At 52.2% G+C, this 15,633-nt stretch carries 17 protein-coding genes; 10 read left to right on the top strand and 7 right to left on the bottom strand.

Features of this window, described 5'->3' with window-relative positions; translation table 11 throughout:
- Nucleotide 1: 1 nt before the first annotated feature.
- Entirely contained in the window at nucleotides 2-1,561 is a 1,560-nt protein-coding gene (gene ftsY, locus DY231_RS00535; RefSeq protein ID WP_115626896.1) for a signal recognition particle-docking protein FtsY, read from the bottom strand.
- A 160-nt stretch (nucleotides 1,562-1,721) separates the two neighbouring features.
- Between ftsY and rsmD the strand changes: the two genes are divergently transcribed.
- Both rsmD and DY231_RS00525 read left to right on the top strand, forming a co-directional pair.
- Nucleotides 1,722-2,297, top strand: coding sequence for a 16S rRNA (guanine(966)-N(2))-methyltransferase (gene rsmD, locus DY231_RS00530; RefSeq protein ID WP_034499538.1), 576 nt, complete (start codon nucleotides 1,722-1,724; stop codon nucleotides 2,295-2,297).
- 11 nt (nucleotides 2,298-2,308) lie between these two features.
- Nucleotides 2,309-2,578, top strand: coding sequence for a DUF1145 family protein (locus tag DY231_RS00525; protein ID WP_034460527.1), 270 nt, complete (start codon nucleotides 2,309-2,311; stop codon nucleotides 2,576-2,578).
- Here DY231_RS00525 and DY231_RS00520 read toward each other — a convergent pair whose 3' ends face one another.
- Nucleotides 2,579-2,935, bottom strand: coding sequence for a DUF2500 domain-containing protein (locus DY231_RS00520; RefSeq protein ID WP_115626895.1), 357 nt, complete (start codon nucleotides 2,933-2,935; stop codon nucleotides 2,579-2,581).
- A gap of 248 nt (nucleotides 2,936-3,183) precedes the next feature.
- On the opposite strand from DY231_RS00520, the gene DY231_RS00515 reads away from it, so the two are divergent.
- The 4 genes from DY231_RS00515 to DY231_RS00500 all read left to right on the top strand — a co-directional run bounded on the left by DY231_RS00515 (nucleotide 3,184) and on the right by DY231_RS00500 (nucleotide 6,992).
- Nucleotides 3,184-3,810 (top strand): lysoplasmalogenase, encoded by a 627-nt coding sequence (locus tag DY231_RS00515; protein WP_034499542.1) that lies wholly within the window; start codon nucleotides 3,184-3,186, stop codon nucleotides 3,808-3,810.
- Between the two features lie 106 nt (nucleotides 3,811-3,916).
- On the top strand, nucleotides 3,917-6,124 hold the full coding sequence (zntA, locus tag DY231_RS00510) for a Zn(II)/Cd(II)/Pb(II) translocating P-type ATPase ZntA (RefSeq protein WP_115626894.1): 2,208 nt from the start codon (nucleotides 3,917-3,919) through the stop codon (nucleotides 6,122-6,124).
- Nucleotides 6,125-6,273: 149 nt separating this feature from the next.
- Nucleotides 6,274-6,585 (top strand): type II toxin-antitoxin system HigB family toxin, encoded by a 312-nt coding sequence (locus DY231_RS00505; RefSeq protein ID WP_115626893.1) that lies wholly within the window; start codon nucleotides 6,274-6,276, stop codon nucleotides 6,583-6,585.
- Nucleotides 6,582-6,992 (top strand): helix-turn-helix domain-containing protein, encoded by a 411-nt coding sequence (locus DY231_RS00500; protein ID WP_115626892.1) that lies wholly within the window; start codon nucleotides 6,582-6,584, stop codon nucleotides 6,990-6,992. The genes DY231_RS00505 and DY231_RS00500 overlap by 4 nt, the downstream gene beginning before the upstream one ends.
- 37 nt (nucleotides 6,993-7,029) lie before the next feature.
- Here DY231_RS00500 and DY231_RS00495 read toward each other — a convergent pair whose 3' ends face one another.
- The 4 genes from DY231_RS00495 to tusA all read right to left on the bottom strand — a co-directional run bounded on the left by DY231_RS00495 (nucleotide 7,030) and on the right by tusA (nucleotide 10,296).
- The gene (locus tag DY231_RS00495; RefSeq protein WP_115626891.1) at nucleotides 7,030-8,319 is read right to left on the bottom strand and encodes a TRAP transporter large permease; all 1,290 of its coding nucleotides are present in this window, start codon (nucleotides 8,317-8,319) and stop codon (nucleotides 7,030-7,032) included.
- A gap of 14 nt (nucleotides 8,320-8,333) precedes the next feature.
- Nucleotides 8,334-8,843, bottom strand: coding sequence for a TRAP transporter small permease (locus tag DY231_RS00490; protein ID WP_115626890.1), 510 nt, complete (start codon nucleotides 8,841-8,843; stop codon nucleotides 8,334-8,336).
- 26 nt (nucleotides 8,844-8,869) lie between these two features.
- The gene (locus tag DY231_RS00485) at nucleotides 8,870-9,853 is read right to left on the bottom strand and encodes a TRAP transporter substrate-binding protein (protein ID WP_115626889.1); all 984 of its coding nucleotides are present in this window, start codon (nucleotides 9,851-9,853) and stop codon (nucleotides 8,870-8,872) included.
- A gap of 197 nt (nucleotides 9,854-10,050) precedes the next feature.
- Entirely contained in the window at nucleotides 10,051-10,296 is a 246-nt protein-coding gene (tusA, locus tag DY231_RS00480; RefSeq protein WP_115626888.1) for a sulfurtransferase TusA, read from the bottom strand.
- Between the two features lie 175 nt (nucleotides 10,297-10,471).
- Between tusA and DY231_RS00475 the strand changes: the two genes are divergently transcribed.
- Together DY231_RS00475 and DY231_RS00470 are read left to right on the top strand one after the other, a co-directional pair.
- On the top strand, nucleotides 10,472-11,137 hold the full coding sequence (locus DY231_RS00475; RefSeq protein WP_034499558.1) for a 7-cyano-7-deazaguanine/7-aminomethyl-7-deazaguanine transporter: 666 nt from the start codon (nucleotides 10,472-10,474) through the stop codon (nucleotides 11,135-11,137).
- Between the two features lie 71 nt (nucleotides 11,138-11,208).
- A complete protein-coding gene (locus DY231_RS00470; protein ID WP_034499559.1) occupies nucleotides 11,209-11,766 on the top strand; it encodes a DcrB family lipoprotein in 558 nt (185 codons plus the stop codon).
- On the opposite strand, the gene DY231_RS00465 is transcribed toward DY231_RS00470, so the two are convergent.
- The gene (locus tag DY231_RS00465; RefSeq protein WP_115626887.1) at nucleotides 11,767-12,990 is read right to left on the bottom strand and encodes an MFS transporter; all 1,224 of its coding nucleotides are present in this window, start codon (nucleotides 12,988-12,990) and stop codon (nucleotides 11,767-11,769) included.
- A gap of 142 nt (nucleotides 12,991-13,132) precedes the next feature.
- Here DY231_RS00465 and DY231_RS00460 point away from each other — a divergent pair, with 142 nt between their 5' ends.
- Nucleotides 13,133-14,182 carry an AI-2E family transporter gene (locus tag DY231_RS00460; protein WP_034499563.1) on the top strand — a complete coding sequence of 350 codons (1,050 nt, stop codon included), beginning with the start codon at nucleotides 13,133-13,135 and terminating at the stop codon, nucleotides 14,180-14,182.
- 65 nt (nucleotides 14,183-14,247) lie between these two features.
- On the top strand, nucleotides 14,248-15,633 hold the full coding sequence (locus tag DY231_RS00455) for a M24 family metallopeptidase (protein WP_115626886.1): 1,386 nt from the start codon (nucleotides 14,248-14,250) through the stop codon (nucleotides 15,631-15,633).

The raw sequence follows: 15,633 nt of genomic DNA, 5'->3' as shown, positions 1-15,633 counted from the left end.
GTTAATCCTCTCGGGCAAAAAGTGCCTCAATAAAATCGCCCGCATTAAACGGACGCAAGTCCTCAATACGCTCGCCGACGCCAATGTAGCGAATCGGAATACCAAACTGATCGGCAACGGAGAAAATCACGCCGCCTTTGGCTGTCCCATCCAGTTTGGTGAGCGTAATGCCTGTCAATCCAACGGCTTCATGGAATAATTTAGCCTGGCTAATCGCATTTTGCCCGGTGCTGGCATCGAGGGTGAGCATAACCTCATGCGGTGCATCTTCGTCCAGCTTTTTCATTACGCGAACGATTTTCTTCAGCTCTTCCATCAGGTGCGCTTTGTTCTGCAAACGCCCAGCGGTATCGGCCAGAAGCACATCGACATTGCGCGCTTTCGCGGCCTGAATCGCATCAAAAATCACGGAAGCAGAATCGGCACCGGTATGTTGAGCGATAACCGGAATATTGTTGCGCTGGCCCCAGACCTGCAATTGTTCTACTGCCGCCGCGCGGAAGGTATCGCCCGCCGCCAGCATTACAGATTTGCCTTCTTGCTGGAATTGACGCGCCAGTTTTCCGATAGTGGTGGTTTTACCCACGCCGTTGACACCAACCATCAGAATAACGAATGGCGTTTTGCCTTCAACATTCAGCGGCTCATCGACTTTCGCCAGAATCTCGCCCATCTCTTCTTTCAGCAGACCGTACAACGCTTCCGCGTCACGCAGGTCTTTACGGCTCGCGCCTTCTGTCAGATTGGTGATGATTTTGCGCGTTGTTTCAACGCCCACATCGGCGATAAGCAACTGCTCTTCAAGTTCTTCAAACAGATCATCGTCGATTTTCTTGCCACGGAACAGACTGATAAATCCGGAACCGAGGTTCTGTTTCGTTTTAACCAGGCTGCGTTTTAGGCGTGCGAAGAAACCTTCTTTGGTTGGACGCTCTTGTTCCTGCTGGATTTCTTCTGCTGGCTGCTCTTCCGCCACTTCTTCGGCGATAACGGCAGCAACCGGGAGTTCTTCAGCAAGTTCTTCTAGTCTTTCTTCTACGACAACATCTTCAATAACTTCAACTTCTTGCTCAACTACCGCAACAACAGGCTCTTGTTCCGGCTGCCACTCTTCTGGCAGCGGTTCAGCTTCAGCAACCACGTCTTCAGGAACCACGTCTTCAGGAACCAGCAGCTCTTCGTGTTCTACAGCAACTTGCGCGGTAACTTCTGGCTCTGGCTCTGGAATGATTTCCGGTTCAGCCGCCACCACTTCGCTCTCAACGAGCTTTTCGGTGACTTCGACCATTTCTTCTGCGAAGACTTCGGGTTCATCGCGCTTAGCAAGCGCGACAGGCTCTTCTACAGTCAGGATTTCTGGCTGGATTTCAGGCTTAGCTTCTTCTGGTTGTGCAGTTTCTTCAAGCGCTTGCGGTTGTTCAGCTTCAATAATTTGCTCAACAACTTCTTCGGCAACCGGTTGTTCTTCTGCTACTTTTTGTTCTGTTTCTTGTTCAGAAGCCTGCTCTTTCTGGCCAAAGCCTAGCCATGAAAAAAAGCCACGTTTTTTCTCTTTCGCCATTTGCGAACACACTCCTCGCTGTTAATTCATGGCACAGGCCCGATTGAGCATGCCACGGGCACTGAAAATAATTATCTAATGAATGCCTTAGTCTATCACTTTCCCCGCCTTACACACACCGTTACACTAGACGGCAAGAAATTGCATCGCAGTGAGTCTCATGAAAAAACCGCAATCTACTGGCACCGGCCAGATTCGCATTATTGGCGGCCAATGGCGCGGCCGTAAACTGCCTGTACCAGACAGCCCTGGCTTGCGTCCTACAACGGACAGAGTCCGTGAAACCCTGTTTAACTGGCTGGCGCCCTCAATGGTCGATGCCACCGTATTAGACTGCTTTGCCGGGAGCGGCGCATTAGGACTAGAAGCGTTATCGCGCTACGCCAGCCGTGCCACTTTGCTCGAGATGGATCGCAACGTTTCACAGCAATTGCAAAAAAACCTCGTCACGCTGAAAGCGGCTAACGCCAAGGTTGTGAACACCAACACGCTCAATTTCCTGGCGCAGCCCGGCGAGCCACACACCATTGTGTTTGTTGACCCTCCGTTCAGAAAAGGCTTGCTGGACGAGACGTTAGCGTTGCTTGAGAGCAATGGTTGGTTAGCAGACGAAGCGCTGATTTACGTTGAAAGCGAAGTAGAAAACGGGATGCCTGCGCTACCGGCAAGCTGGTCACTGCACCGTGAAAAAGTCGCAGGCCAGGTCGCTTACCGTTTATTTAGCCGCGAAATTTAAGGAACAGCATCATGTTGATCAATATCGGCCGCTTGCTCATGCTCGGCGTCTGGGCGTTTTTGTTACTGAATATTTTCCACCCGTTCCCGCGCCCACTAAATATCTTCGTTAACGTCGCGCTGATCTTCACCGTGTTGATGCACGGCATGCAGTTGGCGCTGCTAAAATCGACTCAGCCAAAAGGCAGCCCGCCGCTCAGTCGCGCTCAACAGATTAAAATTTTCATCTTTGGCGTATTTGAACTGCTGGTCTGGCAGAAGAAACTCCGCCAGGGCAAATAATCATTGGGGGACGAACCCTACAAACCGCGTCCCCTTATACTGCAAAGTCCCCGCGTCACCGACACTCATCGAGTGATACTGTTCAGCCGTCACACGCATTTTCAGATCCAGCCCGCCACTTTGTGGGCGAAACCAAATCTCATAACGCATCGTATCTTCAACTGGCGTCACCTGGCGTTGGCGCGAGCGCCGATCGTTGTTGGGTGTTTCACGTTTTGTCGCCACCAGCACGCTTCGTTGCATCAGAGGTGCTGCATCATTTTCCGCATTCTGGCGGCGCTGCTGCACAAAGCGGAACGACGCTGCCACGACGATAATCGCCACAACGGCGATGAAGAAAAGGGGCATTTTACTCATGGATTTATCTCGAATTGTCAGGCACTTTTAAGAATACCCTGCCGCTCTGGACGTTGTCATCAGTCGCAATTGACCACTAGACTTAAGAAAAACGGCAGATTAACTCATATTTACCCAAAATAATTCGAGTTGCAGGAAGGCGGCGACACAGTGAATCCCCAGGAGCTTACTTGAGTAAGTGACTGGGGTGAGCGAGGAAAGCCAACGCACATGCAACTTGAAGTATGAAGGGTACAAAAGGACACGCCATGCTTTGGTCATTTATCGCAGTATTCTTCTCAGGCTGGCTGTACGTTGACGCCTCCTACCGTGGGCCAACCTGGCAACGCTGGGTGTTCAAGCCTGTCACCCTTTTGCTTTTATTACTGTTGGCCTGGCAAGCGCCCATGTTTAACGCAACGGGCTACTTGATTGTCGCCGGCCTGCTGGCAACGCTACTCGGCGATGCGCTCACATTGCTACCAACCCAGCGCATGCTGTACGCCATCGGGGCTTTTTTCCTCTCGCACCTGCTCTACACCCTCTATTTCGCCAGCCAGATGACATTCAGTTTCTTCTGGCCGCTACCGTTGGTTTTGCTGGTTGTAGGAGCCTTATTGGTTGCGGTTATCTGGACGCGTCTCGAAACGTTCCGCTGGCCGATTATGACGTTTATCGGCATGACGCTGGTGATGGTGTGGCTGGCAGGTGAGCTTTACTTTTACCTGCCGACGCGCCCAAATTTCTCGGCCTTTAGCGGCGCAACGCTGTTGCTGTTAGGCAATATTGTCTGGCTGGGAAGCCATTACCGCCGCCGCTTCACCGGCGACAGCGCCATCGCCGCAGCCTGCTATTTTGCCGGGCACTTTATGATTGTCCGCGCGTTGTATATCTGACCTTACGGGCGGTATTTACCGCCCCTCAAATTCCCCTCTTGACTCTGGAGTCAACTCCAGAGAGTAACATGGGTAATGAGAACATTATCATTACCCAGGAGGGCACATGCTCAACTCCCCAAAGCCACCGCAATTTGCTAAAGCAAAGCTCAGTCCGTTGCCGATAAAAACCGATGCCTGTCACGGTAACGACTGCTGTAGCGAAGCCGTACCTCCTGTGGAAACGCAAACCGTTACAGAGCCTGGCGAGCGTTATAGCTGGCTGGTCGATGGCATGGATTGCGCGGCCTGCGCTCGCAAAGTTGAAAACGCGGTGAAACAACTGGCCGATGTTCAGCGCGTCCAGGTATTGTTCGCCACGCAAAAGCTGCTGGTCACCGCCGAGAGTGATATCCGTCAGGATGTTGAAAAAGCGGTGAAAGCGGCAGGTTACAACCTGAGAAACAGCACCGCGCCCGCGCCAAAAACCTCTTCCCTGCGCGAAAATTTGCCGCTCATTCTGTTGATTGTGATGATGGCATTGAGCTGGGGTCTTGAGCAGTTTAACCACCCATTCGGCAATATCGCGTTTATCGCTACCACGCTGGTTGGCCTGTGGCCGATTGCCCGCCAGGCCGTGCGACTGATGCGCAGCGGCAACTGGTTTGCCATCGAAACGTTGATGAGCGTAGCCGCCATTGGTGCATTGTTTATTGGTGCGACAGCCGAAGCCGCGATGGTGCTGCTGCTGTTCTTAATTGGTGAACGCCTCGAATCTTACGCCGCCAGCCGCGCACGCCGTGGGGTAAGCGCACTGATGGCTCTTAAACCCGAAGTCGCCACGCGCATTCGTAATGACGAACGCGAAACTGTCGCGGTGGGCGATTTGCGCCCTGGCGATGTGATTGAAGTCGCAGCCGGTGGGCGTTTACCCGCCGATGGCCGCCTGTTATCTCCGTTTGCCAGTTTCGATGAAAGTGCGTTAACCGGGGAGTCGATTCCGGTCGAACGTCAGAAAGACGAAAAAGTCCCGGCGGGCAGCACCAGCGTCGACAGACTGGTTCAGCTCGAAGTCATTTCTGAACCGGGCGACAGCGCTATCGACCGCATCCTGCGTTTAATTGAGGAAGCTGACGAACGCCGCGCGCCAATTGAACGTTTCATTGACCGTTTCAGCCGGATATACACGCCGATTATTATGGCGATTGCGCTGCTTGCCGCTGTTATCCCGCCGCTGTTATTCGGGCAAAGCTGGGGCGAGTGGATCTACAAAGGGCTGGCGCTGTTACTGATTGGTTGCCCATGTGCACTGGTGATTTCTACTCCTGCGGCGATTACTTCCGGGCTTGCGGCAGCAGCACGCCGTGGCGCGTTAATTAAAGGCGGCGCGGCTCTTGAGCGTCTTGGCAGAATTCAGCATATCGCATTTGATAAAACCGGCACGCTGACCGCAGGCAAGCCGCAGGTAACGGCCATTGAAGTGAACGGCGAGCGGCTCGAAAACGACCTGCTGGCCGTCGCTGCCGCCGTCGAACAGGGGTCATCGCACCCGCTGGCGCAAGCGATTGTGCGTGAAGCACAAAGTCGCGGGCTGACGCTGCCTGAAACCAGCGCGAACCGGGCGCTGGCAGGCATTGGCGTAGAAGCCACCATCAACGGCGAAACCGTACTCCTGAGCGCACCGGGAAAACTCGCGGAAAATGTTCTCGATTTGCAGTGGCAGACACGCATCACCGAGCTTGAGGCCGAGGGTCAAACGGTCATTGCCGCAATTCAGCAAGGCAAATTAATCGGCGTTCTGGCCCTGCGCGATACTTTACGCAGCGACGCTAAGGCCGCCGTGGCAGCACTGCATGATATTGGCGTTCAGAGCGTGATGCTGACCGGTGATAACCCACGGGCTGCGGCTGTAATCGCTCAGGAGCTGGGGATGGATTACCGCGCCAGCTTATTGCCAGCCGATAAAGTCAGCGCGGTTAACGAACTCAACGCCCGCTCGCCACTGGCGATGGTTGGCGACGGCATCAACGATGCTCCGGCCATGAAAGCCGCAACTATCGGTATCGCTATGGGCAGTGGCACCGACGTGGCGCTCGAAACCGCCGATGCCGCGCTGACGCACAACCGCCTGACGGAACTGGCTGGCATGATTGGCCTTGCGCGCGCCACGCATAACAACATTCGCCAGAACATTACTATCGCGCTGGGGCTGAAAGGGATTTTCCTGGTGACAACATTACTGGGCATAACCGGTTTGTGGCTGGCGGTGTTAGCCGATTCCGGCGCGACCGCATTGGTTACAGCGAATGCGTTGCGGTTGCTGCGAAGACGTTAATTTGCGTGAAAGCTCGAGCATTTGTAGTGCGCTGCTGGCAAGAAAAATGATCACGCATGACAATGGCACTTCACCGCGAGAGGTTGACTAATTGGCAACCTCTCGCCTATATTTGTTTTGTTGCCAGATAGTCAACTTCAGGAAGAAGTATGCACTTGATCTCACTCAAAGCCCTGAGCGAAGCCAGCCAACGATTTCCGCAGCATTCACAAGAACTGCTGATGCTGGCGCGGATTATTGAAAAAGGGCATTTCCCAACTCCTGAATCGCTCAGGAAAATTTACCCAACACTCGATAACTTCAAGTATCTCGACATGCACTACGTCATTAACATCTCCCGCAATGAGTTGCGTTTGATCGCGTTAATATTTTTTGAAAGCCAGAAATTTTACGTTCGCGACATCATGACCCATGCCGATTATCTGAGGTTTACCGAAACCCATCGAGGAAAGAAAAGATGATAGCAGATGCACTGAAAGCCACCGAAGCGTTGAAAGCTGCCGTGCCGCTTCTAGCGGGGAACGCTGGCGAAAAAGAGTATTCCGAAGCATTGGAACTGATGGAATATCTGCTGCTGAACGACCCGACCAGCCCACTGCTGGATCTACTCAGCCTAAAAATTTCTCAATACGAAAACACCTTGCCTGAAGTCATCGCCTTTCGTGAACAAATGGATGTGCTGCCACCTGGTATTGCGGTGTTGAAAACCCTGATGGATCAGCACCAATTGAATCAAAGTGATTTTCAACAAGAGATTGGTAGTAAATCGATGGTTTCCCGCGTTTTACGCGGCGAGCGGCAACTCACTACAGAGCACATCAGAAAACTGTCTCAACGTTTCGGTATTTCTCCGGCACTCTTTATCTAACCCTCACTCGGCTTGAGTGAGGGTTATCTTAGGGCTTTTAGCTCGTCATACCCAACGCATGCGGCAGCCACAGAGAAACGGCCGGAATGTAGGTCACCATTGCCAGCACCACCAACAACACGGCGTAGAACGGTAGCATCGCTCGCACCACCACTTCGATTTTCTGTTTACTCACCGCACTTGCCACAAACAACACCGAACCGACTGGCGGCGTTATCAGGCCAATCCCGAGGTTCACCATCATGATCATACCGAAATGCACCGGGTCGATGCCCAGCGAATTAGTCACCGGCAGCAATACTGGCGTCAGGATCAGGATAATCGGTGCCATGTCCATCAACGTGCCAATCAACAACAACATGATGTTGAGGTACATCAGGATCACGTATTTGTTATCAGACAGAGAAGTGAAGAATTCCGTGATACGTGAAGGCAACTGCATGTAAGTCATTACCGCGCCGAAAGCTGACGCAAAACCAATCAAAATCATGACGATAGAGACAGTTTTTACCGTACGGAACATCAGCTTCGGCAATTCGTTCCACTTGTAATCGCGATAGATAAACATGGTGACGAAGAACGCCCAAACACAGGCCACCGCCGCCGATTCTGTCGCAGTAAATACCCCGGTCAGAATCCCGCCCAAGATAATAACAACCGTCATCAAACCCCACAGCGCATCGAAGAAAATTTTCGCCGCTTGTTTGAAGGGAATACGTTCGCCCTTTGGATAACCCCGTTTATGGGCAAAGCCAAGACACATGACCATTAGCGATACACCGAGTAATAATCCCGGCAGAACACCGGCGATAAACAGCGTGGCAATAGAAACCGTGCCGCCTGCCGCCAAGGAATAAATCACCGAGTTATGGCTTGGCGGGATCAAAATCGCCTGCACCGATCCGCTCGCAGTCACTGCCGCAGCGTATTCACGCGGATAACCCTTTTTCTCCATTTCCGGGATCATCACGCTGCCGATGGAAGCCGTATCTGCAACCGACGATCCGGAAATCGCACCAAAGAACGTAGAAGCGACGATATTCACCAGCGACAACCCGCCGCGAATAAAGCCCACGAAGATATAAGCAAAGTTGACCAGGCGACGGGCGATCCCCCCTTCTGCCATTATCGCGCCCGCCAGAATGAAGAACGGGATCGCAAGCAGGGTAAATTTATTCACCCCACTGGTAATTTGAATCATGATCGCTTCCAGCGGCAAATCTATCCATAGCGCTCCGACGATGGCGCTTAGCCCAACAGCAAAGGCTACGGGCATGCCCACCGCGAGTAGCACCGCAAGCGTTGCTAATAATATAAATGCGTCCATGTTATCCCCTGACCTTAGCCGTGATTACCCAGCAACACTATTGGGCGGTTCTCTTGAGAGCCGAACAGTAATCGCTCAACAACAAACAGAATCATCAAAATCGCACCCACAGGCAGCGGAAGATAGGTTTGACCGGACGTGAGAAGCGGGAATTCGGCAACAGGCTGTTCCCATAAATCCGCACACAGATAGAAGCTGTAATAGAACATCACCAGCGAAATCAGCAGCATTAGCAAGTCGACGAGGCGCGCGCAAAACGTCTGCGCGGCCTGCGGCAGACGGTCTGTCAGCATATTCACAGCGATGTGGGAACCGGCGCGGTAGCTCACCGCCGCGCCGATAAACGTGAAGGTCACCATGCAGATTATCGCCACCGGTTCCGGCCAGGATTCCCCACGGTTCAGCACATAACGCGAGAAAATCCCAATCGGAATAATGATTGTCATCACCAATAGCGACAGCCCGGCGACAATCATCGCCAGCAAATAAACTTTATCCATCAAGTCAGAGTAGCGTTGCGACATAAAGTAAACCTCCACGGCCCCAAAAGTTACTGAACGTCAGCAATGGCTTTCATCAATTCCTGATGCTTATCGCCGTACTCTTTACGGACTGGCTCTGTCGCTTTTACAAACCAGGCCTTGTCGATTTCGTGGAACTGAACACCACCGGCTTTCATTTTTTCCAGCGCTTGTGTGTTGTAGGCATTCCACAATTGGCGCTGTTCCATTTGCGCATCACGAGCCAGCTTCAGGATTTTTTGCTGTTGGTCAGGCGTCAATTTGTCCCATTTCACTTTGGAGTAAAGCAGCATTTCTGGCGTGATGAAGTGGCCGCTCAGGGTGTAGTTCTTGGCGACCGGCATGTAGTTGTGGGCAATAAAGGTTGGCGGGTTGTTTTCAGCACCGTCGATAACCCCGGTTTGCATCCCGCTATACACTTCGCTCACGCCCATCGCGACGGAGTTTGCACCCATATCTTTGAGTGTTGCCAGCGCAACTGGGCTGCCCTGAACGCGGATTTTCATCCCTTTAAGATCTTCGGGTTTCACTACCGGATTTTTAGTAATCAGGTTGCGCGTACCGGAGTCCATCCAGCCGAGGAACACCAGGCGGGATTTCGGGTTGTTGGTCAGCTTGTCGCCGATTTGTTTGCCCAAATCACCGTCGATCACTTTATGCATATGGTCTTCATCGCGAAACACGTACGGCAGGGTAAAGACTTCTACATCAGGCAGGATCGCCGCAACGGGTGCCATCGAAACACGGATAATGTCGATTGCCCCCATTTGCGCCTGTTCAATCATCTGTTTTTCATCCCCTAACACACCGCTTGGGAACACTTTAATTTCTAAATCGCCGTTCGTTTCTTGTTTGAGTTTTTCGCCCATGTGCTGAACTGCGACCACGTTTGGATACCCTTCCGGGTGAACGTCAGCGGCTTTTATCACTTGTGCGAAAGCAGATTGCGCAAACAAAACTGACGCGGTAGACAGACATAAACCAGCAAAAGCAGGCAGAAAGGTCTTCTTCATTGTGTCGCTCCAGCAGAGGTAGAGATGTGGGGTAAGAAGTAAAACAATGTTTTAATTTGTCGTTTAAAAATTAGACTACGTGGAGAAAAGCGTGGGTGAAGCACTTCACAAAAAGCGACAAAAAATGAAATTGGGGTTCAGGTCAGATGCAAAAAGGGTTCAGAAGCCCAAAGCAGGAGCCAAGGGCCGGGGCGGAATTACTGGCCTTTACGCAGCAAGTACTGGTAAGGCAATGATTCCACTTGTTTGGCGAGCAGTTCGTGTTCCATAAAGAGGCAAAAACCGGGAATATCACGGGTAGTGGCAGGGTCGTCAGCAATCACCAGCAGGGTTTCGCCAGGCTGCATACTACGCACGGTTTTACGCACCATCATTACCGGTTCCGGGCAACGCAGGCCCAGGGCATCAAGCGTATGGTCAGGATTAGAAAAAAGATCGGTCATCAGCAGTCTCGGATTTAACAAACCGCGATAGTTTACGCCCGGTAAAATCTCGCGCAAGTCACGTGAACGATTGCGCTAAAATTAACCATTGCAAAGCGGGGGTAAAGCAGTATCATCGCCCCCGCTTTAAAAAAGACCAGGGTTCCCTCACCCCTTTCACTAAAAAGGCTACAAAATGACGCAGTTCAATTCTACTCAGCGCACTAAAGCGCTGTTCTGGCTATCGCTATTCCATTTGCTGGTGATCACATCCAGCAACTATCTGGTGCAATTACCGGTTTCGGTTTTTGGGTTCCATACCACCTGGGGCGCGTTTAGCTTTCCGTTTATTTTCCTCGCCACCGATCTGACGGTACGCATTTTCGGCGCTCCGCTGGCTCGCCGCATTATTTTTGCCGTGATGCTCCCCGCGCTGGTGATTTCCTATGCCATTTCCGCGCTGTTTTATATGGGGACATGGCAAGGGTTCGATGCGCTGCTGCACTTTAACCTTTTTGTCGCTCGTATCGCTGTCGCCAGCTTTATGGCCTACGCGTTGGGGCAGATACTGGATGTGCATGTGTTTAACCGCCTGCGCCAGAGCCGTTATTGGTGGCTTGCACCCACAGCATCGACCTTGTTCGGGAATATCAGCGACACGCTTTCCTTCTTCTTTATCGCTTTCTGGCGCAGCCCGGATGCCTTTATGGCGCAGCATTGGGTGGAAATCGCGGTCGTGGATTACTGCTTCAAAGTGCTTATCAGCATCGTTTTCTTCCTGCCGATGTACGGCGTTGTGCTGAATATGTTATTGAAACGGCTGGCAGATAAGTCTGAAAACTCAGCCTTACAGCCCGGTTGACGGTGGTTGAATTATCTTGTGATAAGATGCGCAGAAGGCCGCAAAGGCTTGCTAACGTAAAGGAAGAAGTCATGGGTAACCTGGTAAAATATGTCGGTATCGGCCTGCTGGTATTGGGCCTGGCCGCTTGCGATAACAACGACAGCAAAACGGCGACAGCGAACGATGCGGCGCAAGCTAGCGCAGCCAGTCAGCCGGTCAGTCTGCTGGATGGGAAAATCAGCTTTGCACTCCCCGCCGATATGACCGATCAGAGCGGTAAATTAGGCACTCAGGCAAATAACATGCACGTCTATTCTGACGCCACCGGTCAGAAAGCAGTGATTGTGATTGTGGGTGAAAACACACCGGACGATCTGGCTGCCCTGGCAAAACGCCTTGAAGATCAACAGCGTGCTCGTGACCCACAACTGCAAGTCGTGACCAATAAATCCGTCGAGATTAAAGGCCACACGCTGCAACAGTTAGACAGCGTTATCTCCGCCAAAGGCCAGACGGCTTACTCGTCTGTAATCCTGGGAAAAGTTGATAACCAACTGTTAACTATGCAAATTACACTGCCTGCTGATAACCAGCAAGCGGCGCAAACTGCGGCAGAAAACATCATTAATACCATCACCATCAAGTAATTACGGTTGTGATGATGAGACGGCCTCCGGTTCTTCAACCGGGGGCCGTTTTTTTAACTGCCATGCCATTATTAGCGCGATGCAAACCAGCACTGCCGCCGCCAGATAAATCACCGAGACGCCCGCGTAAACCATCACAAATCCGGCTAATGGCCCGGTGATCCCCAGCGATAAATCCATAAACACCGTGTAGGTCGCCAGCGCGCTACCCTGGTTTTGTTGCGGCACCATTTTCACTGCCACCACACCCAACGCCGGGAACACCAATGAAAAACCTGCCCCCGTCAAAAATGTGCCGACTTTTGCCATCCACGGTTCAGCCGCAAAGCCCACTAACAGCAAACCGATAATCTCCACCGAGAAGCAAATCATCGCCACGTTCAGGCCACCAAGCCGGTTAATACCGTTCGGGAACAGTAAGCGAGTGCCCACAAATGCGCAGCTAAAGAGGGTGAGTGCAAAGGCTGCGCCGTCCCAACCTTTGGCGTCGTAAAACAACGTAATGAAGGTGGCGATTACGCCAAATCCTGCGGATGCCAGTGCCAGCGCCATGCCGTATGGCCAGACACGCCCGAGCACCGCACGAAACGGCAGAGGCTTGCCCTTGCTGGCTTTCACCGCTGGCCGAGGAATTGCCAGCAGCACCGCAATCAGCGCCACCGCCATAATGATTCCCGCCAGTAATTTCAGCCCGCCGAAATGATAAAACAGCACGCCCAGCGGTGCGCCCATCGCCATCGAGCCATAGGTCACGATGCCATTCCAGGAGATCACGCGCCCGATGTGCAGCGAGCCGACAACCCCGACGCCCCAAAGCGTTGAACCGGTTCCTGCAAAACTTTGCCCAATCCCCAAAATCACGCGCCCAAGACACAGCAGAACCAGACTCGCCAGCGGCCATGCACTGCAAAACGCCGCCAGCAAGTAGCTCGCACCACTGAGAAAACAGCCGCACAAACCGAATATAACGATCTTTTTCGGGCCAAGAATATCCGCGTAACGCCCCGCATGCGGGCGACTGAGCAGCGTGGCGAAATATTGCAGGCTAATCACCAGCCCCGCCCAAAACGCGCTGTATCCCATGACGTCATGTACGTAGCCCGGCAACACCGCGAGCGGCAGGCCAATCGTCATATAGCTGGCAAAATTGAACATCACGACAGAAACAATCTGTACATTGAGTCGGAAACTACTTACTGCCGGGGCGGGTGTCAGGTCAGGCATGGTTAATCACTTTTAAAACAGCGTTCCTCAGTATAACCATGTCGTGATTCACATTTCAGCAACAGACTTTCAGACTCGACCTGCGAGTGAGAAACAAACGAAGCGCTACACTAAGAAGATCCCTCGAACACAGGATCTTTTCATGGTTTCTCCAGAACCCGACAAAACCGGGCTACACATTCTCATTAAGCTTTCTGCACTGGTGATTATTCTTGCCGGGATTCATGCGGCCGCGGACATTATCGTCCAGCTTTTATTGGCCCTGTTTTTTGCCATTGTCTTAAACCCCTTAGTTACCTGGCTTATTCGCCGGGGAGTGAACCGCCCGCTGGCTATTTCAATGGTCGTGTTTGCCATGTTGGTAGTGCTGACCATGCTGGTTGGCGTGCTGGCAGCGTCGATGAGCGAGTTTGTCGATATGCTGCCCAAGTACAATAAAATGCTGACGCAAAAAGTTTTTGAGCTCGAAAAGATGCTGCCGTTTATGCATCTGCGATTATCGCCTGAGCGCATGTTGCAGCGTATGGATTCTGAGAAAGTGATGTCGTATGCCACGACACTCATGACCAGCCTTTCCGGCGCGATGGCCAGTATTTTACTGCTGGTGATGACCGTGGTGTTTATGTTGTTCGAAGTGCGCCACGTTCCCTATAAACTCCGTTTTGCCCTTTCCAATCCGAAAATTCACATCGCCAGCCTGCACCGTGCTTTAAAAGGTGTGACGCATTACCTGGCGCTAAAAACATTAATAAGCCTGTGGACCGGGCTGATTATCTGGCTCGGGCTGGAACTGATGGGTGTGCAGTTTGCGCTAATGTGGGGCGTGCTGGGGTTCTTGCTGAATTACATTCCTAACATTGGTTCGGTTATTTCTGCAATTCCACCGATGATTCAGGCATTTTTGTTCAACGGCACTTACGAAATGGTGCTGGTCGGTGCGTTATTCCTGGCGGTACACATGGTGCTGGGAAATATTGTCGAGCCACGCATGATGGGCCGCGGGCTGGGGATGTCGACGTTCGTGGTTTTCCTTTCGTTATTATTCTGGGGCTGGCTGCTCGGCCCGGTCGGTATGTTACTTTCCGTGCCGCTCACCAGCGTGTGCAAAATCTTGATGGAAACCACACAAGGTGGCGGAAAACTGGCGGTGTTACTTGGCCCAGGACGGCCCAAATCTCGATTGCCGGGATAGGCTCAGTATTCGCACAGTGGTAAGTTAAGGTTCTCCCGGGGATAAGAAAACGGAGTTACAGACCCATGCCTAATATCACGCTTACCACCATCAAACAGCCTCAAATCTACCTCAACGTCCCGAGTGTTGTGTTAAACGCTCGGACGATTCAGGAGCGCTTGCGTAAAATTTTGCAGGGTATGGCGCAGCAGAATCTTGATTCGCTAGTCGTTTACGCAGACAAAGAACATGGCGGGAATTTTGAGTATCTGACCGGTTTCATTCCGCGATTTGAAGAAGGTTTGTTGGTGCTGCATAAAAATGGCGAGGCGGTGCTGGTACTCGGCAATGAAAACCTCAAGCTGGCACAATTCTCCAGAACGCCCGCTAAAGTGGTTCATGCTCCGTGGTTTTCACTGCCAAACCAGCCGATGGACACCGCACTTTCGCTCACTGACATGCTGAAGCAGGCCGGACTGGATGGACAACAGCGCGTCGGGATCGCGGGCTGGAAGCTGTTCACCGGCAGCCACGACAACAACTCGTCACTGTTCGACATCCCGACTTTTATTTTCCATGCCCTTCAGGCTGCGCTCACTCCAGAATGCGAGCTGCTTAATGCCACCGGGCTGTTTGTCTCGCCGCGCAATGGCGCACGCATTATCAATAATGCCAACGAAATCGCCCATTACGAATACGGTGCAAATCTGGCATCAACGGCGGCACTAACCGCCCTGAATGCAATTGACCTGGGTAAAACAGAAAAATCGATTGCCGCACTGCTTGCCGCTGAAGGACAGGCAAACAACGTCGTAACCATAGCCGCGACGGGCGATCGCTTCGAAAACGCCAATTTATATCCTTCCGATAAGCAAATCCAGAAAGGCGATAAATTCTCTTTAACCGTCAGCTATAAAGGCGGTTTAACCAGCCGCGCGGCTTACGTTGTGAGTAGTGCCGATGAGCTTCATCCCGACGTGAAAGATTATCTGGATGTGGTCGCCATTCCGTATTATCGCGCGGTAGTGAGCTGGCTTGAGAAGATGCATGTTGGCGTAAAAGGTCATGAAGTATACGAACTGATTGAGCAGGTTTTACCAAAAGACGAATACCACTGGCACCTGAATCCTGGCCATTTGGTCGCCGATGAAGAGTGGCTGTGTTCGCCAATTTACCCGGCGTCAGATATTCCATTATCCAGCGGTATGCTGCTGCAAATCGACATTATTCCGTCGCGCAAAGGCTATGCCGGAGCCAGTATCGAAGACACTGTAGCGCTGGCCGACAAAGCGCTTCGTGAGCAAATTAAAACTGATTATCCTGAGCTTTGGCAGCGTATTCGCGCACGCCGGGAATACATCAACAAGGTGCTGAATATTCAATTGCATGAAGATGTATTGCCGCTATCCAACACCGTTGGATATCTGCGCCCTTACCTGCTAAATAAAGATTTGGCATTAGCCTGCCAGTAA

The organism is Buttiauxella agrestis (assembly GCF_900446255.1).
Lineage (GTDB): Bacteria > Pseudomonadota > Gammaproteobacteria > Enterobacterales > Enterobacteriaceae > Buttiauxella > Buttiauxella agrestis.
Note: the sequence above shows the minus strand (reverse complement) of the source record. Positions and strands in the feature narration are given on the sequence as shown.